Annotated in this window: 21 protein-coding genes and 1 pseudogene; 6 read left to right on the top strand and 16 right to left on the bottom strand. The window is 61.0% G+C overall.

Features of this window, described 5'->3' with window-relative positions; all coding sequences use genetic code 11:
• Positions 1-21: 21 nt before the first annotated feature.
• Positions 22-483 (bottom strand): MaoC family dehydratase, encoded by a 462-nt coding sequence (locus ASU23_RS08150; protein ID WP_003939959.1) that lies wholly within the window; start codon positions 481-483, stop codon positions 22-24.
• Between the two features lie 96 nt (positions 484-579).
• On the opposite strand from ASU23_RS08150, the gene ASU23_RS08145 reads away from it, so the two are divergent.
• The gene (locus ASU23_RS08145; RefSeq protein ID WP_007731342.1) at positions 580-1,233 is read left to right on the top strand and encodes a TetR/AcrR family transcriptional regulator; all 654 of its coding nucleotides are present in this window, start codon (positions 580-582) and stop codon (positions 1,231-1,233) included.
• Between the two features lie 6 nt (positions 1,234-1,239).
• On the opposite strand, the gene ASU23_RS08140 is transcribed toward ASU23_RS08145, so the two are convergent.
• Together ASU23_RS08140 and ASU23_RS08135 are read right to left on the bottom strand one after the other, a co-directional pair.
• The gene (locus ASU23_RS08140) at positions 1,240-1,686 is read right to left on the bottom strand and encodes a MarR family winged helix-turn-helix transcriptional regulator (protein ID WP_003940281.1); all 447 of its coding nucleotides are present in this window, start codon (positions 1,684-1,686) and stop codon (positions 1,240-1,242) included.
• A 12-nt stretch (positions 1,687-1,698) separates the two neighbouring features.
• The gene (locus tag ASU23_RS08135; protein WP_050656414.1) at positions 1,699-2,103 is read right to left on the bottom strand and encodes an EVE domain-containing protein; all 405 of its coding nucleotides are present in this window, start codon (positions 2,101-2,103) and stop codon (positions 1,699-1,701) included.
• A gap of 145 nt (positions 2,104-2,248) precedes the next feature.
• On the opposite strand from ASU23_RS08135, the gene ASU23_RS08130 reads away from it, so the two are divergent.
• Positions 2,249-2,926 carry a TetR/AcrR family transcriptional regulator gene (locus tag ASU23_RS08130; protein WP_042453557.1) on the top strand — a complete coding sequence of 226 codons (678 nt, stop codon included), beginning with the start codon at positions 2,249-2,251 and terminating at the stop codon, positions 2,924-2,926.
• Complete coding sequence (locus ASU23_RS08125; protein WP_058037692.1) at positions 2,923-3,843, top strand: TIGR01777 family oxidoreductase; 921 nt, start codon at positions 2,923-2,925, stop codon at positions 3,841-3,843. The genes ASU23_RS08130 and ASU23_RS08125 overlap by 4 nt, the downstream gene beginning before the upstream one ends.
• Here the strand turns inward: ASU23_RS08125 and ASU23_RS08120 are convergent.
• Positions 3,801-4,769 carry an NAD(P)/FAD-dependent oxidoreductase gene (locus ASU23_RS08120; protein WP_037125744.1) on the bottom strand — a complete coding sequence of 323 codons (969 nt, stop codon included), beginning with the start codon at positions 4,767-4,769 and terminating at the stop codon, positions 3,801-3,803. The genes ASU23_RS08125 and ASU23_RS08120 overlap by 43 nt on opposite strands.
• 94 nt (positions 4,770-4,863) lie before the next feature.
• Between ASU23_RS08120 and ASU23_RS08115 the strand changes: the two genes are divergently transcribed.
• A complete protein-coding gene (locus ASU23_RS08115) occupies positions 4,864-5,373 on the top strand; it encodes a MarR family winged helix-turn-helix transcriptional regulator (RefSeq protein WP_058037691.1) in 510 nt (169 codons plus the stop codon).
• Positions 5,374-5,379: 6 nt separating this feature from the next.
• Here the strand turns inward: ASU23_RS08115 and ASU23_RS08110 are convergent, their stop codons facing one another.
• From ASU23_RS08110 to prpD, 6 genes are all read right to left on the bottom strand, one after another.
• Positions 5,380-5,853, bottom strand: a complete 474-nt coding sequence (locus ASU23_RS08110; RefSeq protein WP_058037690.1) for a MerR family transcriptional regulator — start codon at positions 5,851-5,853, stop codon at positions 5,380-5,382.
• Between the two features lie 10 nt (positions 5,854-5,863).
• Positions 5,864-6,724 (bottom strand): SDR family NAD(P)-dependent oxidoreductase, encoded by an 861-nt coding sequence (locus tag ASU23_RS08105; protein WP_058037689.1) that lies wholly within the window; start codon positions 6,722-6,724, stop codon positions 5,864-5,866.
• Positions 6,725-6,784: 60 nt separating this feature from the next.
• Positions 6,785-7,567: an enoyl-CoA hydratase gene (locus tag ASU23_RS08100; protein ID WP_054186493.1), complete on the bottom strand. Its 783-nt coding sequence runs from the start codon at positions 7,565-7,567 to the stop codon at positions 6,785-6,787.
• Between the two features lie 166 nt (positions 7,568-7,733).
• Positions 7,734-8,855, bottom strand: a complete 1,122-nt coding sequence (locus ASU23_RS08095) for a bifunctional 2-methylcitrate synthase/citrate synthase (protein ID WP_047269777.1) — start codon at positions 8,853-8,855, stop codon at positions 7,734-7,736.
• Positions 8,852-9,769: a methylisocitrate lyase gene (gene prpB / locus ASU23_RS08090; RefSeq protein WP_054825247.1), complete on the bottom strand. Its 918-nt coding sequence runs from the start codon at positions 9,767-9,769 to the stop codon at positions 8,852-8,854. The genes ASU23_RS08095 and prpB overlap by 4 nt, the downstream gene beginning before the upstream one ends.
• The gene (prpD, locus tag ASU23_RS08085; RefSeq protein WP_058037688.1) at positions 9,769-11,271 is read right to left on the bottom strand and encodes a 2-methylcitrate dehydratase PrpD; all 1,503 of its coding nucleotides are present in this window, start codon (positions 11,269-11,271) and stop codon (positions 9,769-9,771) included. The genes prpB and prpD overlap by 1 nt, the downstream gene beginning before the upstream one ends.
• A gap of 167 nt (positions 11,272-11,438) precedes the next feature.
• Between prpD and ASU23_RS08080 the strand changes: the two genes are divergently transcribed.
• Together ASU23_RS08080 and ASU23_RS08075 are read left to right on the top strand one after the other, a co-directional pair.
• Positions 11,439-12,860, top strand: coding sequence for a short-chain fatty acyl-CoA regulator family protein (locus tag ASU23_RS08080; protein WP_058037687.1), 1,422 nt, complete (start codon positions 11,439-11,441; stop codon positions 12,858-12,860).
• A gap of 67 nt (positions 12,861-12,927) precedes the next feature.
• Entirely contained in the window at positions 12,928-13,923 is a 996-nt protein-coding gene (locus ASU23_RS08075) for an endonuclease/exonuclease/phosphatase family protein (RefSeq protein WP_058037686.1), read from the top strand.
• Positions 13,924-13,993: 70 nt separating this feature from the next.
• Here the strand turns inward: ASU23_RS08075 and ASU23_RS08070 are convergent.
• From ASU23_RS08070 to ASU23_RS08045, 6 genes and pseudogenes are all read right to left on the bottom strand, one after another.
• Positions 13,994-15,231, bottom strand: a pseudogene (locus tag ASU23_RS08070) (DUF222 domain-containing protein).
• 114 nt (positions 15,232-15,345) lie between these two features.
• The gene (locus tag ASU23_RS08065) at positions 15,346-17,253 is read right to left on the bottom strand and encodes an alkyl/aryl-sulfatase (RefSeq protein WP_058037685.1); all 1,908 of its coding nucleotides are present in this window, start codon (positions 17,251-17,253) and stop codon (positions 15,346-15,348) included.
• A gap of 63 nt (positions 17,254-17,316) precedes the next feature.
• Positions 17,317-17,631, bottom strand: coding sequence for an SHOCT domain-containing protein (locus ASU23_RS08060; RefSeq protein WP_058037684.1), 315 nt, complete (start codon positions 17,629-17,631; stop codon positions 17,317-17,319).
• A 24-nt stretch (positions 17,632-17,655) separates the two neighbouring features.
• On the bottom strand, positions 17,656-18,084 hold the full coding sequence (locus ASU23_RS08055; protein ID WP_007732604.1) for a DUF6325 family protein: 429 nt from the start codon (positions 18,082-18,084) through the stop codon (positions 17,656-17,658).
• Positions 18,085-18,154: 70 nt separating this feature from the next.
• Positions 18,155-19,426 (bottom strand): nitrate/nitrite transporter, encoded by a 1,272-nt coding sequence (locus ASU23_RS08050; protein ID WP_058037683.1) that lies wholly within the window; start codon positions 19,424-19,426, stop codon positions 18,155-18,157.
• Positions 19,427-19,471: 45 nt separating this feature from the next.
• Positions 19,472-20,467, bottom strand: coding sequence for an aldo/keto reductase (locus tag ASU23_RS08045; protein ID WP_050656831.1), 996 nt, complete (start codon positions 20,465-20,467; stop codon positions 19,472-19,474).
• Positions 20,468-20,492: the final 25 nt, after the last annotated feature.

The following is a 20,492-nucleotide window of genomic DNA, read 5'->3' as shown; positions in this document are numbered from 1 at the left end:
CTGCTTTCTTCTGGCAGGGTTTCAGAACAAGATTCGTGCGACGGTCTGCGCAACAACGGCGGGCTTGTCCACGCCTTCGATCTCGACGGTGTTGGTGATCTGACTCTGTAGTGAACCGTTCGGCAATTCTTCGATTGCGGAGAGCACTGCGGTATTTCGAACCTTGGCCCCGACTGGCACCGGACTCGGGAATCGAACCTTGTCGGACCCGTAGTTGACGACCATTTTCGCGCCGTCGATGCGATACACGGACTTCGACAGAAGCGGCAGGAGCGAGAGAGTCAGATACCCGTGGGCAATCGGACCACCGAAAGGTGATTCACGCTTTGCCCTTTCGTCGTCGACGTGAATCCACTGATGGTCACCGGTCGCGTCGGCAAATTGATGGACCATCTCGCGGGTGACCTCGACCCACTCGCTCGAGCCCAGCGTTTCACCGACCGCCCCCAGGAGATCGGACTTGTTCTCGAACACCCGTGTCATCTGATCCTCCACGTTCCCGAACACTGTTAGGTTAATTGGATAATAAACTCACAGTGTAAGGTTGTCCAGTACTTTCAGACGAAAGGGTTCTGGGCGATGGCGCGACCGCGGGTTCCACTACTGAGTAAGCCGATCATCAGGGACACCGCCCTGAAACTGGTGGACGAGCACGGTTTGACCGACTTCTCGATGCGCAAACTCGCCACTGTTCTCGGCGTACAGGCACCGTCGCTGTACAGCCATTACGCCAACAAGGACGAGTTACTCGACGACGTCGCGAACGTCATCATGGAGTCCGTCGACGTGAGCGGCTTCGACTCCGACGATTGGCGCGGCGCGCTACGCACGTGGGCGCGGTCCTACCACGCCGCCCTGGGCAAGCATCCCAATATCGTTCCCTACTTGGCCTACGGTCCGAGCGTCAGGCCCATCGCCCTCGATCGCGCGAACGCCATCCATGGCGGACTGGTGCGCGCCGGATGGCCACAGCGCACGGCAACACTGATCGGCGCTTCCGTCAAGTACGTGGTCATGGGTGCTGCGACGGCGACGTTCTCCGGCGGATTCGTGGACGATCCTGCGATCTACGCCGAGCGTTACCCGCACCTCACGCGAGCACATCTGTTGCGTGAGCGTGCTGCGGAAATCGACGGTGCCAGTTTCGAACTCGCGCTGGAATCCCTACTGGACGGACTGGAAGCCAAATACGCACTGCTGCAGAGAACTACAGAGCAACCTCCTCGAAACTGAGGGTTGTTACCGTCGATCAAGCGCGCCGAGCATCGCGACGAAGGCCGCCTGACGATCCCCCAGAGCGGCGAAGAATTCCCGGTCCGAAGATTCCACCGCGCGGTTCGCCCTGCCGGCCAAGGCCGCACCCACCGGCGTGACGGCAAGCGAGCGAGCACGAGCATCGGTCGGATGTGGACGTCGTTCGACAAACCCCTTGGATTCGAGGGTCCGAATCACCTGTGACGTCATCATCGCGTCGGTGCGCGCGTACTCGGCAAGACCGCGTTGAGTTATCGGCGTCTCTGCATCCAGCCAGGTCAGTGCTGCGAGCAGAACGAACTGCACGTGGGTCAGGTCGAAAGGTCGCAGCGCCGCGCGAATCGAGGCTTGCCAAGCATTGGTGACACGCCACAACATCAGACCGGGACTCTCGTCCGCGTCCTCGAAGTCGGTTTCCAGTTTCTTCGCCACAGCGCCAGTGTGTCAGCTCGTCGTCGAACGCAGAACCTCGACGTCGTTGTCATCCAACGGAATCAAGCCACGCCGGAGTTGATACCCCCAATTCGGTGCCGAGGTCAGCGCCAATCGACTCCGCACATCGCCGAGTGGAACGGGTGTGAACTGCTCGTATCGCACTCGACGCCGAAACGGCTTGAAGCACCCCTCGTCCGCCTGCCAGATCTCACCCTCTTCGATCACACCGAGAGCTGTGAACTCGCGCAACGGATCTCGATCACCAATGGACTCGACCGGCGAATAGTAGACCAGCACGTCACCTGCTTTCATCCGTGCCAATCCGGCTCTCTTTCCGTGCCCGATCTGTGCGATACCGAGATCCACTGCGCGACGCACATGTTCGGCGGACACAACTCCCAACCATGCGTTCATCGCCGACCACCTGGCGAACCGAAAGCACATTCATTCATACATTTAGTATGCGCGCTTATTATATTTCACGCAACAGATCCACTCTTGAACGTGTTCAACTCCAGGGCGTACGCTGCACTTGAACATGTTCAAAGAAGGAGTGTCGATGAGTACTCGCGGGATCGAGACCAGGGAAAAGCTGGTGGAAACAGCATTGCGGCTCTTCCGCGACGAAGGCTTCGCAGCGACGACCATGCGCAAGATCGCAAATGAGGCAGAGGTCTCGCTCGGGAACGCCTACTACTACTTCGCCAGTAAAGACGAACTGGTTCACGAGCTGTATCTCGTCATCCAACGCGATCACCGCGCGCGGGCGCTTCCACTCCTTCGCGAAGGTGGGTCACTGACAGAAAATCTCAGGATTGTTCTGCACACCGGACTCGATGTCATGGGGCCCTATCACGGCTTCGGCAGCACGTTTCTGCACGTTGCCCTGCCCACCACATCACAGTCCAGCCCGTTCTCGGCCGAGTCGACCGATGCGAGATCGATGGCCGTCGATCTGATGCGTGAAGCACTGGCGGCGTCGAAGCAGAAGACGCCGGCGTCATTGGAGACCCAGCTCCCCACGCTCTTGTGGCTCAGCTATCTGGGCGTGACGCTACACTGGGTCACCGACGCGTCTCCGGGGCAAACTCGTACCCGATCCCTCGTCGACGGCCTGGTACCGATCATCGCGAAAGCGCTCACCCTCGCCCGGCTGCCAGTGGCACGAGGTCTGGTCGGCGATGTCGCCGCCCTGATGACAAAAGTCGTTTCTGCAGAGGGGAACACAAAACCATGAAGACCGTTGTTGTCTGTGGTGCGTCGGGTTACGTAGGCCAACACCTTCTTCGAACGCTCGAATCCAACGGGGTCGACGTTCGGACGATCGGCCGGGGAGGAACGAGCGATGCCACGTGGTCCGACGAGCACGGCGTCGCCGATGTACTCAGCGGCACGGATCTGCTCGTCAACCTCGCCGGCCGCTCCGTGAGCTGCCGCTACAACAAGCGCAATGCCGACGACATCTTCTCCTCCCGAGTGGAAACGACTGCACTGTTGGGTCGTGCGCTGACCCGCACGCCGCAGCCACCCTCACTCTGGGCGAATGCCAGTACCGGCACGATCTACCGAGACGCACGAGATCGACCGATGGACGAGAAGAACGGAGAGCTGGGAAAGGGATTCTCCGTAGCGGTCGCGCGAGCGTGGGAACACGAATTGTTCTCAGCCCCAACGCCTGTTCGCAAAGTGGCACTTCGGATGTCGATCGTCCTCGGAGCCGGCGGTGGGGCGATCAATCCGTTCGTCAACCTCGCCCGAATGGGCTTCGGCGGACGAATGGGCGACGGCCGACAGATGTTCAGCTGGATTTACATCGCCGACGTCATTCGCGCGATCATCCACGTCTACGAGAATCCGGAGATCTCAGGCCCGGTCAATATCGCATCCCCGTATCCGGTAACCAACACCGACATGATGCGGATGGTACGAGCGAAACTTGGCCGACAATATGGGTTTCCGACGCCGGGCTGGATGCTCGAGTTCGGCGCACGAATCATCCGCACCGAGGCTGAACTGGTAACGAAGAGTCGCTGGGTTTCACCAGGGGTGCTCGCGGACAGCGGCTTCCAGTATCAATTTCCGACGTTGGAGTCTGCGCTGAACCAGATCGCTCAAGAGACCCCGCGAGGGTTGCTTCCGGTTTCACTCGGCTGAAGTTCGGCTGCGATCGCAACCGCTCGCACGATATCCTGCTCGAGCAGATAGTGATTCAGTGCAATCGCAGCCTTTGATCCGGCAGCGGCGGCGGTGATCAACTGCGCCGGAGAATCCGACACATTCCCCGCGGCCCAGGCTCCAGGCACACTTGTGCTGCCTGCAGGATCAGTTACCACCCAACCATTTTCGTCGGCTTCACACCCCAGGTCAGTCAACAGATCGCCTCGCGGAACAAACCGTGGGCCGACAAACACTACGCTTCGCGGAATTACCTGACCGGAGGCCAGTTCGACGCCGTCCAATCTACCATCGCCAACCGACACGCCAGCCACATCGCCTTCGACAATGCGAATCCCCCTGGCAATCAGCCGCTCCCGTTCGGCTCCCGTCAGCTCGATACGGTTGGGAAAGAAGACGACATCCTCCGACCATTGACGCACCAACGACGCCTGATGAATGGTGAACGGCCTATTGCCACCACCGAGCACACCGATCGGGGAATCTCGAACCTCGTACCCGTGACAGTAGGGACAATGCAGAACGTCGACGCCCCAGCGATCTTGCAGCCCAGCGATGTTCGGCAGCTCGTCACGTAACCCAGTAGCAACCAGAACAGTCCGTGCCTCCAGCGACGCAGTCGCGTCGGTTTGCACAAGAAACCCACCGTCGTCCGTGCGCTCGATTCGGATTGCGGTGCCAGTCGTCATTTCGCTGCCGTACTCGAGAACCTCCTTGCGGCCGGCCGCAAGTAATTGCGTAGGACTCTCACCATCCCGCGTCAGGTACCCGTGCAGGTGCTCGGAGACACCATTGCGCGGGTTACCTGCATCGACGATCATCACTCGCCGCCGAGCACGAGCCAGAACAAGCGCGGCACTCAACCCCGCCGCACCGCCACCGACAATCACCACGTCGAACCTCATGTGCTCCCCCAGTCCGCAGATCGTCCCACCCGAGACGGTGGGCTATTCTGGCAATCTAGCAAATTTGTTTACCGGTTAACAAAGTTGAGGAATCGTGAACGAACCAACACTCCGCTCCCGTACCTGCAACCTCTGGGCCGAAAACAATCCCGACCTCGACACCTCGCCCATGGAAGTAGTCGCGCAACTCAAACGGATTACGGCGCTTCTCGAACTAGCAGTCGAACCGGTATACCAAACCGCGGATCTCACCGTGTCGGAAGTGGAACTGCTTGTGCCACTTCGATACGCCGAGGAACCGGTCACCGCGATTCGTCTCGCCGAACGCCTCGGTATGTCTCGGGCCGGGGTCAGCAAGGCACTCGCGCGACTCGAGAAGCGAGGATTCGTCTCCCGCACAAGCAATCCCGAAGACAGGCGATCTGCACTGATCACGATGACGGTCCAGGGAAACGCTGTCGTCGACGACGTCTTTCCTCGCGAACTCGCCGCTCACGGTGAATTGTTCACCCAACTCGGCCGGGACCGGGGGAAGGTCCTTGCCGCACTCGAGCGACTGGCAGTATCCATGGAAAGTGGGCTGAATCGAATGCCGGGCAAGTAATCGGGGTTACTCCTGCTCTCCGGTCCGCCCGCCGTACGTCGCAATCTTGTACTCCGTCGCAGCCAAAGACAACGTGAGCTCCTTGATCTGCCGACGAACGGTGTCTCGGTGCTCGAGCAGCATGTCGAGCCTCTCCGGAATTGTCCCTTCACCGGCGTCGACCAGTTCGACGTAGTGCTGCAGGTCGCGAATCGCCATACCCGAGATGCGCATGCGGGTCAGAAACACCAGCCTGCGAACAGATTCCGGACCGTACACACGATGTCCGCTCGAGTCACGATCGACCTCGACCAGACCGATCTTCTCGTAGTAGCGCAGCGTATGTGCCGAGGCATCCAGCAGGTCCGCGACTTCAGCGATCGACATCGGCTCCTGAACGTCTCCTGCATCGACGAGTCGGTGAATCACCTCGATCGACATGGGCCCGTTCACTTCCCCAAGTGCCTCGAGTGCCTTACGCATCAAGTCTTCCGTAGCCATGACTCTCAGCCTAGAACGGGCGGACAGGGCCGGCAGCATCCGCGAAGTCTGCACTGCGAGCCAGGTCGGCCCAGACGCATACCTCGGCGAGATTCTTCCGATACGACGCGGAGACACGCTCCACGGCTTCCTTTCCGAGTGGCAGACGAAGTGGCACATTCTCGCTGTGCACAAGCGAGGTGATGATCTCTGCTGCTTTCTCCGGATCACCCTCCTGAACACCGTCTGCGGCCGCCATGTCCCGCAGAACGGGATCCAGCAAATCACGGTATTCCGATGATGATTCGGCGAAGCTCAGAACGCCAGGCGTGTTGAATGCTGTACGGAATCGGCTGGGCTCGACGATCATCACCCGAACGCCGAACTGCGCGACCTCACCGGCGAGAGCCTCCGACCAACCCTCGAGAGCGAACTTCGACGCCGAGTACGCCCCGACACCGGGAAACGACATACGGCCGCCTTGACTGCTCATCTGCACGATCGTCCCGCTGCCCTGCACTCGCATCGACGGGAGGACGGCGCGCACCAACGCGGCGGGTCCGATCAGGTGCAGTTCCATGAGATCCCGCAAGGTCGAATCGTCCACCATCTCCGCCGCGCCGACCATCCCACGACCGGCATTGTTGACCAGCACGTCGATGCGACCGAATCGCTCGAGCGCATATTCGACGACGCTGGGTGCCGCCGCGGTGTCGCGGACGTCGAACGTCACCGCCGAGAACCGGTCCGGATGCTCCGACGCGATATCTGCAACGGACTCGGGACGACGAACTGCAGCGACTACCGCGTCCCCCGATCGAAGTGCAGACAGTGCGAGTTCACGGCCGAAACCCTGAGAAACTCCAGTGATGATCCAGGTCTTTGTTGTCATGGTCGGCAACGCTAGGGGTTAGAGCGCGCTCCAACGCAAGCCTGTGGTTCTACCGCCGAACTACACGCCGGCCCACACCGGTCGTTCCCCGCGAAGGAAACCGTCGACGCCGGCTTTGAAGTCGTCACTGCTGTAGATCATGCTCATCAGATCATCGTTGTCGGCAATCACTCGGGTTCTGATGCGTCGCAGGGACTCCCGAATAGTCCAGACGGTCATCGGGGCGGCGGCAAGTAGATCGCGAGATACCTGGGCAGTCAGGGTCGCGAACTCGGACTCTGTTGCACAGTCGCTGAGGAAGCCGCTCCGCAGAGCCTCGTCACTCGACATCACCCCGGCCCGAGCGATCAACGACATCAGACGCGAACTGCCGATCCTGTCCGCCAGCAAAGCCACGGAATGGATCGACAACGAGTTTCCGAGTGTGCGCGCGATCGGTAGGCAGAAGCGTGACCCCTGCGTCGCGATCCGCACATCGCACGCTGCCGACAGCAACAGCCCTGCTCCCGCGCACACACCGTCGATGACCGCGAGGGTGGGAACCCTCACTTTCTCGAGTTCGGTCAGTACGCCGACGAACCGGCTTTCGTAGTCGAGCCCGTCGTGAAAGCTCGAGAAGGTTTGAAAGTGGCCAATGTCGGAGCCCGCCGAGAACGCCTCTCCCCCAGCACCTCGGAGAGTGACTAACCGAATCTCGCGGTCGGAGTCGGCGCGCCGGCAGGCTCCGGCAATGGCGTCGTACATCTGCGGGGTCAATGCGTTGCGCTTTTCCGGCCGGTTGAACACGACGTCGAGGGTCTCGCCACGACGGATGATCAAGATTTCTTCGTGCGTTTCAGTCATGACACTGACGTTATTTCCGGTAGAGAAAAGTCGAAACACATTGCACTTGAATATCTTTGCGAATTCTCGATGCAAAGTTGCAGATAGTGCGAACGGAGAAGCGTCGACGAGGCCAGGAGACGGTGATGCCAGAACCGAACCTCGCCGACGCAGCATCAAAGGGGTGTCATGCCACGACTGTGCGCTGTGGCACGCCCGAATACTGGCTCAGCGGCCTGATCAGTGCATTCGACTGCCCCTGCTCGATGATGTGCGCCGTCCATCCGGTGATGCGGCTCATCACGAAGATCGGCGTGAACATCTCGACGTCGAAGCCCATGAGAAAATATGCAGGGCCCGTGGGGAAATCGAGATTCGGCTTGATTCCGGTGGCACTGACCATGGTCTTCTCGAGGATCTCGTACATCTGCACCCACTTCTCGCCGTCGGTCGCTGCCGCGACGTCGAGGAGGGCCTGCTTCATGGTCGGAACACGCGAATCACCGTTCTTGTAGACGCGGTGCCCGAAGCCCATGACCTTCTCCTTGGCAGCCAACTTCTCCGACATCCAGGCTTCGGCGCGGTCGGGGTCGTCGATCTCGAGCATGTCGTGCATGACAGCTTCGTTTGCACCGCCGTGCAACGGGCCCTTGAGCGTGCCGATAGCAGCGGTCACTGCGCTGTAGATGTCCGAAAGTGTGGACGTCACAACACGAGCGGCGAACGTCGAGGCGTTGAAGGAGTGCTCCGCGTACAGGATCAGCGAGACCTCGAAGGCCTTCACGATCGCCGACTCCGGAACAGCACCGAAGCACATGTTCAAGAAGTTTTCGGCGAAACCCAGGTCCGACTGCGGCGCGATGGGATCCTGACCGCGCCGGCGGCGGAAATCGGCTGCGACGATGGTCGGCAGCACAGCCGTCATCCGCAGCGCCTTGGCCAGATTGGCCTTCTCCGAGTTGTCGTCCTCCGCCGGATCCTCGGCGCCGAGGTAGCTGATCGCCGTGCGGACAACATCCATGGGGTGGCAGTTGTCCGGCATCTTGGTCAGGAGTGAGAGCAGTGAGCGGTCGGCACGACGGGCCGCACGCTCACGCAGGCAGAGTAATTCGAGCTGCTCGGGAGTCGGCAGTTCGCCGTACCAGAGCAGGTGCGCAACTTCTTCGAAGCTGCAGTTCGCGGCAAGGTCCTGCACTGCGTAACCGCGATACGTCAACGAATTCGTCTCGGGCACTACCTTGGAGATAGCCGTCGTATCGACGACAACTCCGGCCAAGCCCTTGTAGATCGTCGGAATCTGTTCGGTCATGTCCTACTCCCCTCCAAGCTGAAATTGAAAATGCCACTGTCGAATTCGTTGTAGCGCTCGTACTCGAGAATCTCGTACAACCTGCTGCGATGCTGCATTTCGCCGAGCAGTCCTTCTTGCGTGCCCTCCGCGAAAATCTCGCGCAGACCCTTTTCGATAGCGAACATCGCCAGCCGAAGGGTGGTCACGGGGTAGATGACGGCGTTGAAACCGATCTCTTCCAATGTCTTCGCCGAAATGAGGTTCGACTTCCCGAACTCGGTCATGTTGGCGAGGAGCGGAGTGTCGACTGCTGCGCGGAACTTCTCGAAGTCTGCTTCGGTGGCAAGAGCTTCGGTGAAGATCAAATCAGCACCGGCATCCGCGTAGGCCTTTGCTCGCTCGATCGCCGCGTCGATACCGTCGATTCCGGCAGCATCGGTGCGCGCGCAGATGACGAAGTTCGGATCACGGCGCGCCGACACTGCAGCACGAACACGGCGAACCATGTCTTCGGTGGGCACAATCGCTTTGCCGTCGAGGTGCCCGCAGCGCTTCGGGTTGATCTGGTCCTCGAGATGCAGACCGGCTATGCCGTCGTCCTCGAAGATCGTGACCGTGCGGGCCGCGCTCATGGGTTCACCGAATCCGGTGTCGGCGTCGACGAGCGTCGGGAGGTCCGTGACGCGCGCGATCTGCTTGCTGTGGCCGACGACCTCGGTCAAGGTGGTCAGTCCGATGTCGGGAAGCGCCAATCCGGCGGAGTACGCACCACCTGAAACGTAGACACCTTCGAATCCGATTTCCTCAATGAGCTTGGCTGTCAGCGGATTGATGGCACCTGGCAAGCGCTGAATCTTTCCGGACGTCAGCCCCGCCCGGAAGGCAATCCGCTTGTCGGCTGCAGACGTCGCTGCTGCGATGAGGCCCGACATCAGAAAAGTCCCTTGGCGACCTTGGGAGCCCGAGCGAGAACGTCTTCGGAAACGGTGAAGGTCAGCTGATCGAGTTCGCCTGCCTTCAATTCGGCGGTGCGCTGAGCCGCGTCGAGGAAGCGGTCCTGTTCGCTCGGCTCGATGACGCCCTCGGCGAGGGTGCGGAATTTCGCGACGTACTGATCGCGAGCGAACGGACGTGCGCCGAGCGGGTGCGCATCGGCCACCGCAAGCTCGTCGACGATGACTTCGCCGCTCTTCAAGGTGATCTCGGCGCGAGCACCGAAAGCCTTCTCGTCCGGATCCGTCGAGTGGTAACGGCGTGTCCATTCGGGATCTTCGCGCGTGGAGATCTTGTTCCACAGCTCGATCGTGTCCGCGCGCTGTGCACGCTCGGACGCGTAGGAACGTTCGTGGTGCCACGTACCGTCCTGTAGCGCAACGGCAAAGATATACATCACCGAGTGGTCGAGGGTTTCACGCGAGGCGGTCGGGTCGAACTTCTGCGGATCGCCGGAACCGGTGCCGATGACGACGTGGGTGTGGTGGCTGGTATGCAGGACGATCGAGGCGATCTGATCGAGATCACCGACACGAGAACGCATTCGGCGAGCGAGGTCGATCGGCGCCTGGCTCTGGTACTCCGCGGAGTGTTCTTTGGTGTACGAGTCGAGGATGGCGCGCTTCGCCTCACCCGAACCGGGCAGCGGAACGTGGTACTCCTTGTCCGGGCCACCGAGTAGCCAGGCGATGACGCCGTCTTCGCCTTCCCAGATCGGTGACGGTGCGCCCTCACCGCGCATCGCACGGTCGACCGCCTCTACGGCAACCTTGCCTGCCAGCGCAGGCGCGTACGCCTTCCAACTGGAGATCTCGCCCTTGCGGGACTGACGTGTCGCTGTCGTGAGGTGCAGTGCCTGGCCGATTGCCTGGTAGACCGTCTCGGTGCCCAGGCCCAGCAAAGTTCCGATACCTGCCGCAGCCGAGGGGCCGAGGTGTGCGACGTGGTCGATCTTGTGCTCGTGCAGGCAGATAGCCCGAACCAGGTCGATCTGGATCTCGTAGCCGGTCGCCAGACCACGAATCAGGTCTCGACCGTCACGGCCGGTGTGCTGAGCGACGGCGAGGATCGGCGGGATGTTGTCTCCGGGGTGCGAGTACTCGGCGGCGAGGAACGTGTCGTGGAAATCGAGTTCACGAACCGCGACACCGTTGGCCCAGGCGGCCCATTCAGGAGAGAACGTACCGGGGATACCGAACACGGTGGAGCCCGGCGTATACGGATGCGACTGTGCTTGCGCCCGCGCATTCACCACGGGACGGCGCACCAGGGAAGCTGCGGCAACTGCCGCGTTGTCGATGATCCGGTTGACGATCATGTCGGACGTGGCGTCGGTGACCTCGACGGGATCCGTCGCAACTTCCGCGATCTTCCACGCGAGGTGGTCTTCCTTGGGGAACTCTTCGGCAGAGCGGTGGGTGCATACGAGATGCGTCTTCATCGATCCTCTTCTCACGTTCTTCGGTATCTATTTGCACGCTACGCAGCTCATTCACCTCGGGATAGGCCCTCGCAATTGCCTATTTATGCAATGACGATGCTGCAATGTTGCGAATGTTGCGAATAGCTTCTCGGTAGGGTGAACGCGATCGGCACCGAGGAGATTCGATGAAGAAGATGTACGCGGGAGCGCGGCTGCGACGGCTGCGGGAGGAACGAAACCTGTCACAGTCCGCACTGGCGAAGGCACTCGAACTCTCCCCCAGCTATGTCAATCAACTGGAGAACGATCAACGACCGCTGACGGTGCCCGTCCTTCTCAAGCTCAACGCCGAGTTCGATCTCGACGTGCAATTCTTCGCCTCCGATTCCGACGCACGCCTGGTTGCGGACGTTCATCACGCCTTGGCCGAAACTTCGGAATCTGGAGACGTATCTCTGGCCGAGGTGGACGAATTGGTGGCCCGCATGCCGGCGGTCGGACGCACCCTCGTGATGTTGCACCGCCGCCTTCACGCCGCGACAGAGCAGTTGGACCAGTTCTCGACGCAGTTGTCCGGCGAACCAGCGTCCGATGTGTCACTCGTACCGATGCCCTACGAGGAAGTTCGGGACTTCTTCTACGACCGAAAGAATCACATCGCCGTTCTGGACGACGCTGCCGAGCAGATGTTCCTGGACAACGGATTGTCCGTGGGCGCAGTGGATTTGCAACTGGCACGACTACTTCGCGATCAGCACGGCGTCACCGTGACGATCCGTACCGACGAACCCGACAAGCTCGGCCCCAAGCGTTACTACGATCCGAACAAGTCGGTCCTCACACTCGCCCGTCGTCTGTCGGCAGGACAACGCGCGTTCCAGATCGCAATGCAGTTGGCCTTCTTCACGCAGGCCGACGTGATCGATTCCCTTGTCGCCGAGGATGAATCATTGAGCGCCGAGTCCGCAGCGCTGGCCCGCGTCGGACTCGCACACTACTTTGCCGGCGCACTGCTACTCCCGTACACCCAATTCCTGCAATCCGCTGAGGCCTTGCGGTACGACATCGACCTGCTCAGCCTCAAGTTCGAGGTCGGCTTCGAGACAGTCTGCCACCGGTTGTCCACTCTCCAACGACACGGCCAACGCGGCATCCCTTTCTTCTTCGTCCGAACCGATCGCGCCGGAAACATCTCGAAGCGTCAGTCTGCTACCGCTTTTCACTTCTCCAGAGTCGGAGGCAGCTGCCCGCTGTGGGTCATCCACGAGGCATTCGCGAGCCCAGGTCGCATCCTCACTCAGGTCGCGAAGATGCCCGACGGCCGGACATACCTCTGGGTGGCGCGCACTACCCACAGCGGCGGACTCGGGTACCTCGCACCCGAGCGCAACTTCGCCGTCGGACTCGGTTGCGACATCGGCTACGCCGATCGCATGGTCTACTCACACGGAATTCAGACGGACGACCCCGTGACCATCGTGCCGATCGGCGCGGGGTGCAAAGTCTGTGACAGGCCAGCGTGCTCTCAACGCGCCTTCCCCCAACTCGGCCGCTCGATCTCCGTCAGTGAGAACAGCAGCAGCCACCTTCCGTATCCGCAACAATAGGGCGCAAACAATAGGGCGCACCGACTCCACCTGCAGTTTCCCGGAGCTACGACGCTCTTCTGCTTCCATGGACGTCATGCAACCCGATGCCGTGCCCCCTCGTCGACTGGTTCTTCGCCGCCTTTCGGCCGTGGCCGGTGTGGCCGGCATCGTGACTGGTTTGGTTGCCTTGATCGCAACTCAGTTGGACGTCGATCACAACATCGTGATCGTTCTGGCGTCAGTGGCGCCCTTGTTGATGATTGCTCCGCTGATCGGTGCCGTCGTCTCGGGTATCGGGCGTCAGTGGATCGTGTGCGCCGCCTCGATCCTCGTCCTTGGGTTGTTCGGATGGTCTGTGAGCCCGCTGTACATCGGCGGAACTGGGGAGTCGACGTCTGCGAACGGTCCATCGATTCGAATCATGCAGGCCAACTTGATGGTCGGTGCAGCGGATCCGGAGTCGCTTGTGGCGATGGTCCGCGAACGCGAGGTCGACGTGGTGACGGTCCAGGAGTTGACGTACCAGGAAGCCGACGCGCTCAAAGCCGCCGGGCTTGACGAGGTTCTGAGCCACCAATTCCTCGTCCCGTACACCGACGGTGGTGGCGGGGCAGGAATCTACAGTCGCTTTCCACTCTCCAATCCGCGTAGCCTCGACGGATTCTCACCCGAAACGCTGTCCGCAGAACTGAATGTCGGCTTGGCGCAGCCAGTCACATTGTTCGCCGTGCATCCGGCACCGGCGTACATCTCACCGCCTTCGGTGTGGGCGGACGAGCAGCGAAGGCTTGGGTCTTACATGGACAAAGTCGCCGGACGGGACAACGTGATAGTGAGCGGCGACTTCAACGCGTCGTACTCGAACAAACAGTTCCGGAATCTTCTCACGAACGGATACACCAGCGCCGCCGACCAATTGGGTTCCGGCCTGATCCCGACCTATCCGACCGACAAGCGGTATCCGGCGGTGGTCGGTATCGACCACATCATCACGAAAGGCGCCGTGGCGACATCCTTGGAACGGATCGAGATCGAGGGATCCGATCACCACGGCCTGATTGCCGACATCACGTTGTCTTGAGTAAATACTGGATTGAGCAAGCACCAGGGCATGGTTGTGCCCCGGTGCTCACGTCTTCAGTTGTCGCGATTCACGCCGCGGTGGGCGGACTGTTCCCGCCGATCGGATGCTGATACGGATCAACCGACATCGGTGGATAGAACACCGATTTCCGATCCGGTCCGATCTCGACCCGCCATTCGGTGTGGTGCATCGTCCGGTGGTGATGACAGCACAACAAGATCAGATTATCGAGATCTGTTGGGCCGCCATCGTTCCAGTGAACGATATGGTGGGCATCGCACCACCCCGGCGGTGTCCCGCATCCCGGAAACGCGCAACCGCCATCGCGGACCGCCAACGCCCGCCTCTGCGGCACCGTTGCTGTTCGCGCTTCCTTACCGCAGTCGAGCGGAACACCATTCTCGTCCAACAAGATCCGGGTGACTGTGCAGTCGCAGGCCAACATCCGGGCGGTGTCGATGCTGATCGGGCCCACCCAATCCGTCCACGCGAAACCCAGTTCTTCGGTAGACGGCAACAAATCCTTGAGCGCCTGCATATCCGTCAGGTCTTTCGCGCTGGCGGTGACCGTGATGTGCGGTTTCACCCGCCCTCGACCGGACCCAACCCCGCCCACTCGTACCGGCGCAACAATTCGCAGAACCCATCCGCCCGTCGCAGCGCCGGCGTACGCGTGTCCTTCACGCCGTCCTTCTCCGGCGTTGGAGCCGACAGACTCGACAACAACGTGATCAACCGGGCCCCGTTCACCGCATCCAGATCACCCTTCACAGTGACCCGCCCGTACAAGCCTTTCGAGGCGTAGAACTCGTTACGTTCGGAATCCTCGCCGACCGGGACGCCGTCCTCGCGCTTGCCGTACTGCTTCTCGATCCGCCGAATCGCCGCCCGCACCGCATCGCAATCCGCAATGTTCTTCGACGCCAACGACAACAAAATCCCGCGAGCCTTGTCCACATCCGCCAGGGTCATGTTCTTCGGCGGATGCTGACAAAACGACGCCACCTGCCGCGCCTTCAACGCATCCACATCGCCGCGATGAAACGCATCCGCGACAACAGGTTCGAGCATCAACAACCGCGCCAACCCGACCAGCAGACTGCACTCACCGATCTCCAAATTCGTCGAACCATGCAACCACAGCGCGATCGCCCGAAAACCCTTCCCACCGAGAACCTCACGGGAAAACATCTCCACGATCAACAACACCAACCGCGACTGCAACTCGTGCCGGACACGCACCAGATCCAGAACCTCACTCTTGAGGTCCTCATCATCCAGCTGCCACGCTCCCCGACTATCCATGCCGAAAGTTTAATCGAACATACTTTCGAGAACCAGAGACAAAACGGACAACTTCAAACAGGTGCGCGACTCGAGACCTGTTGAAGTACAGGCTCGTTCACGACTGATACAGCGCTAGGTCGGAGTGACTATCGCAAAGTTCGGATCCGGCTCGTCGAGGTATCCGGCAAGTTCTGCGAGCTTCGCCGGGTCGCCGGAAACCGAGATGGTTCCATTCGCAATCTCGGCACCCAAGTCCACACCACCGAGCAGCACACCGAGTAAGTCGCGCCGACTCAAACTGAACATCGCATCCACAGACCCAGCATCTGCAGACTCACCTTCCACGTCGAAATGGATCAGAACTCCGTTGCTGAGTTCCGTTCGGTGAACGATGTTTTCGTCAGTGATGTTCCAATCGACGACGATGTGCGAGCCCGCTGCGCGCACTCCATCCACGCGCAGCGATACTGCATCGAAGACTTGACTTACCGACAGCGCTGCGGTGATGTCGGGCGCCGCGGCAACCGTGGGCGTCCCCACTGAGCCGTTGCGCAGTTCGTATGCACCGGTGAGGTAGAAGTTCCGCCAGGTGCCGTTCTCGGCGCCGTACCCGAGTTGCTCGAAGGTATCGGCCTGCAGATTCTTGGCCTCGACGTTGTCCGGTTCAGCGAAGACCACGTAGTTCACCACCTGCGCAACCCAGCGAAAGTCGCCGCGCTCGTACGATTCCCGAGCTTTCCGTAACACTTCTGCTGATCCGCCCATGAACTCCACGTGACGCTTGGCCGATTCGACGGGTGGATGCTCCCACAGATGCGCAGGGTTACCGTCGAACCAACCCATGTATCGCTGGTAGATGGCTTTGACGTTGTGACTGACGGAACCGTAGTACCCGTGCGTGTGCCACGCTTGCGCCAATGCAGGTGGCAGCTCGATCGATTCGGCGATCTCGAGACCGGTCCACCCCTGATTGATTCGACGAAGTGTCTGATCGTGAAGGTACCCGTAGAGGTCGCGCTGCAATGACAGGAACTCGGTGAGCCGTTCGGTCCCCCACGTCGGCCAGTGGTGGGACGCAAACAGAACGTCGGATCGTGAGGCGTAACGATTGATCGATTCCGTCAGGTACGCAGACCAGACATGAGGATCTCGTACCAGGGCACCGCGAAGCGTGAGCAGGTTGTGGAGAGTATGAGTTGCGTTCTCCGCCATACACAGTGCGCGCAAATCCGGGAAGTAGAAGTTCATCTCGGATGGGGCCTCGGTTCCGGGCGTCATCTGGAATTCGATCCGAACGCCGTCGATCGTCTCCGTGTGACCTGTCTTCGAGATCGACACCGTCGGCGAAATGAGCGTCGGTGTGCCGGTTGAGGTGGTCTGCCCCAACCCGGCTCCGACGCTACCTCGGGGACCTCGGGGTAAGGCCGCCCCGTACATGTAGGCCGCGCGTCGAGCCATTGCCGTTCCCGCATAGACGTTTTCCTCGACCGCGTGCTCCACGAGCCCGGTGGGTGCGACGATCACGCATCGCCCGGCGGCGACGTCGTCGTCGGTGGTCACACCTTTGACCCCGCCGAAGTGGTCGATGTGCGAATGCGTGTAGATCACCGCGACTACTGGTCGATCACCACGGTGTTCCCGGTACAACGCGAGCCCGGCAGCAGCGGTTTCCCGGGAGATCAGTGGATCGATGACGATGATTCCGGTATCTCCCTCGATCAACGTCATGTTCGACAGATCAAGTCCGCGAATCTGATAGATCGAATCCGTCACCGCAAAGAGTCCCTGCTTGGCGACCAACTTCGACTGACGCCACAAGCTCGGATTGACCGTTGGCGGGCAGTCCTCGTCAAGGAAGGCGTAGGAATCGTTGTTCCACAGGACTTTCCCGTCCGAATCGGCAACCAGCCCCGGATCGAGCGCGGCGACGAAACCCCGCTTCGCCTCGGTGAAGTCGGCGTCGTCGGAGAACGGTAGAGTCTCGGCGACTCGGGCGTTCGCGGCTTCGATTGCGGCCGATGCCGCACGTGGGTCGATCATAAGTCAGCCTTTCACGCCGAATTGCGGCAATGCGCATTGCCGCAATTGAAGAGAACAGCAGGGCTAGCTCAGCAACTGCGCCTTTGCCGCCGCGAACTCGGCATCGGTCAACACGCCGGACTGATGAAGCTGTCCCAACTCCTGCAGCTTGGAGACCAGATCGTCCGCGCCTGAAGGGGGAACGGACTGCACGGGGGCGACCTGCTGCTGCGGCGGCGGCTGTTGCTGCTGGTACTCCTGCTGCTGCTCGCTGGCCTTTCGTTGACTCCGTCGATCCATGGCGTTGGACGTCGCCTTTGCGGTTCCAGCCACTACCGCCGTGCGCGCCACCGTGCCGAGCAACCCCGGCCGCCCTCTGCGTCCACCTCGAAAAACCATGCCGAACTCCTTGGGTAATTGTCGCTACTGAAATGCTGCTTCGACCGCTGCGACGACTACCTCGCGCGGTATCTGAACGTGAAGGACTACGTCGCCGCCGCCACCGCGAACCGTCGACGCGAGCTCACGCGCCCACGTCTGCTCGTAGACGATGACTGCGGCGGACGTTCCTGGTTCGAGTGACTCACGGACCACGTCCAGGTCCTCGTCACTGATCAATGCCTTGGCTTCGATGGACAGAATCGCCAGTCCGATGTCGGTGAGATCTTCGTCGACATCGATCTGCGACACCTGTCCGTCCGCGTCCTTGGCGATGTACACGAGGTCGAGCAGAGTGACAAAACCTCGTTCCACCACGTTCTGCAGCGCGGCGACAGCTTCAGGATCCACAGTTGAACCTGGGAATGCCAGCACCACGAGCTCGACCGGTCCGATGTTCATTGCGTCGTTCATCCATCAAGCCTGGTGGCTCGGACGCTTGGGAACCTCACCCGCAGGGGATGAATTACCCGATGCGATCGAGTTATTTGTTGCGGCGAATGACTTCGCGAATCGGCCGTACGTGTACGCCTTCTGCTGCGAGGGCTCGCCGGGCTTTGCCTCGGGTGACGAGCACACCGACGATACCGAGAATCCAAACCGGATATTGCACCATCCAGGCGACACGGAATCCGTCGAACGTGTACCCGCCCATGTGTCCGAGGATGACGCCCATCACTTGAATCACGATGAGGGAAGCGAGGAATCCCCCGATGTTGACCATGCCTTGCGCGGTGCCCATCGCCGAACTCGGATTCGACGTACGCGCGTAGTCGAAGCCGATCACCGAACCCGGCCCACCCACCGAGATGACGACCACCAGGATCGTCAACAGCCAGAGCGGAGACGGTTCGCTTCGTGAAAGCACGATCGTCCACATGAGCGCGCTGGCGACCATGATGGTGAGAACCAACCACGATCGACGCATGGGATAGCGGCCGGTGAGGATGCCGAGTATCGGACCGGCCACGATTGCCGAGATGACCGACAGCGTCAGCAGCGAGCCGACGGTGGCGGAGTCGAGGCCTTGAGCCGATTTCAGATACGGCACACCCCACAGCAGCGCGAACGTCGTTATCGAGAACTGCGTCCCCATGTGGCTGAAGAACCCGAGGCGGGTGCCGGGTCTCATCCACACCGTCTTGATCTGTCGCCCGATCTCCTTGGCGCCGGCCGGCACGGCCACCACGTCGGCACCGGGAGGCGCGTCGCGGATGACACTCAACGCCAGTGCAAACGCCAACAGTCCGACAGCGGCAGCGCTGCCGTAGGCAAAAGTCCAGCCCGGTCCGGACAACAGCAACATGAACGGAAGCGCAGACATCACCTGGCCCAGCTGACCGAGGATGCCCGTGAACTGCGAGACCAACGGCACCTGCCGGGGCGGGAACCACTGCGGTACCAACCGCAACACCGAGATGAAGGTGAGTGCATCCCCGGCACCGACGGCAATACGTGCATCGATCGCGACGGGCAGCGATTCGGTGAAGGCGAGAGCCAACTGCGCGGACATCATGATGAACGCACCGACTGCGATCATGATCCGCGAACCGTAGCGGTCGAGGAGGACTCCCGCCGGAATCTGCATGCCGGCGTACACAACGATCTGCAGCACGACGAAGCTCGACAGAACGCTGGGCGAGATCGAGAACCGATCAGCAGCAGACAGACCCGAGACACCGAACGAAGTGCGGTGAAGCACGGCGATCACGTAGGCAAAAACACCGACACCCCAGACCAACCACACTTTTTTCATCGGGTCTGTATGTTACTCCTGTCTTTCGCAAGGCTCAGGACATGATTATTCGCGGCCCTGAGAGACCCAATTCAAATCAGCCGAACGGAAGCCTTCGGTAATCGCGGCGAGGGAGTCGAGGCGAGCGATCTGGTCTTCGCTCAGAACGATGTCCAACGCTCCGGCGTTTTCCGTGACTCGTGCAGCGAACCGCGTGCCGGGAATCGAAACGGAAGGCAACCCGTGCTGACGGCCCTTGGCATCGAGCCATGCCAGGGAAACCTGTGCAGGCGTCGCGCCGAGCTCCTCACCGACGGCGCGGACCACGTCGAGAACCTTCTGATTAGCAGGGAGCGCGGAGTCCGAGAAGCGTGGGAAGCGTCGGCGCAGGTCGTTGTCACCGAGCGTCTCCGCATCGAACGATCCCGCCAGGAAGCCTCGGCCCACAGGTGAGAAGGGCACGAATCCGACTCCGAGTTCCGCGGCGGTGGGTACTACCTTGTTCTCGACGTCCCGACTCCAGATGCTCCATTCCGACTGGATCGCCGCGATCGGATGCACCCCGTACGCACGACGCAGTTCATCGCCGGTCGCCTCGGACAGGCCGATGTTGCGGACCTTGCCCGCCTTCACCTGCTCCGCGATCGCGCCGACGGTGTCTTCGATCGGCACGTTCGGGTCGACCCGGTGCAAGTAGTAGAGGTCGACATGATCGACGCCGAGTCGTCCCAGAGACTCGTCGAGTGCCCGCGGCACGTAAGCCGGGTCTCCGTTGATCCCGCGCTGACCGTTGGCGATGTTGCCGACCAGACCGAACTTGGTCGCCAACTGCACTTCGTCCCGGCGGTCTTTGAGAAGCTCTCCCACCGCACGCTCGCTCGAGCCCTCGCCGTACACGTTGGCGGTGTCGATGAACGTGATCCCGATGTCCACCGCATGGTGCAGCGTGGCGAGCGCCTCGGCCGGATCCACCGGGCCGTAGACCGGGGCGACGGACATGGCGCCGTATCCCTGGGCGCTGACAGTGAGACCTTCGGCCAGAGTGACGGTGGGGACGGTCATGAAAACTCCTCGATTCGACTGAGCG

The sequence above is a fragment of the Rhodococcus sp. KB6 genome, assembly GCF_001445685.1.
In the GTDB taxonomy this organism is placed as follows: Bacteria; Actinomycetota; Actinomycetes; order Mycobacteriales; family Mycobacteriaceae; genus Rhodococcus_F; species Rhodococcus_F qingshengii.
Note: the sequence above shows the minus strand (reverse complement) of the source record. Positions and strands in the feature narration are given on the sequence as shown.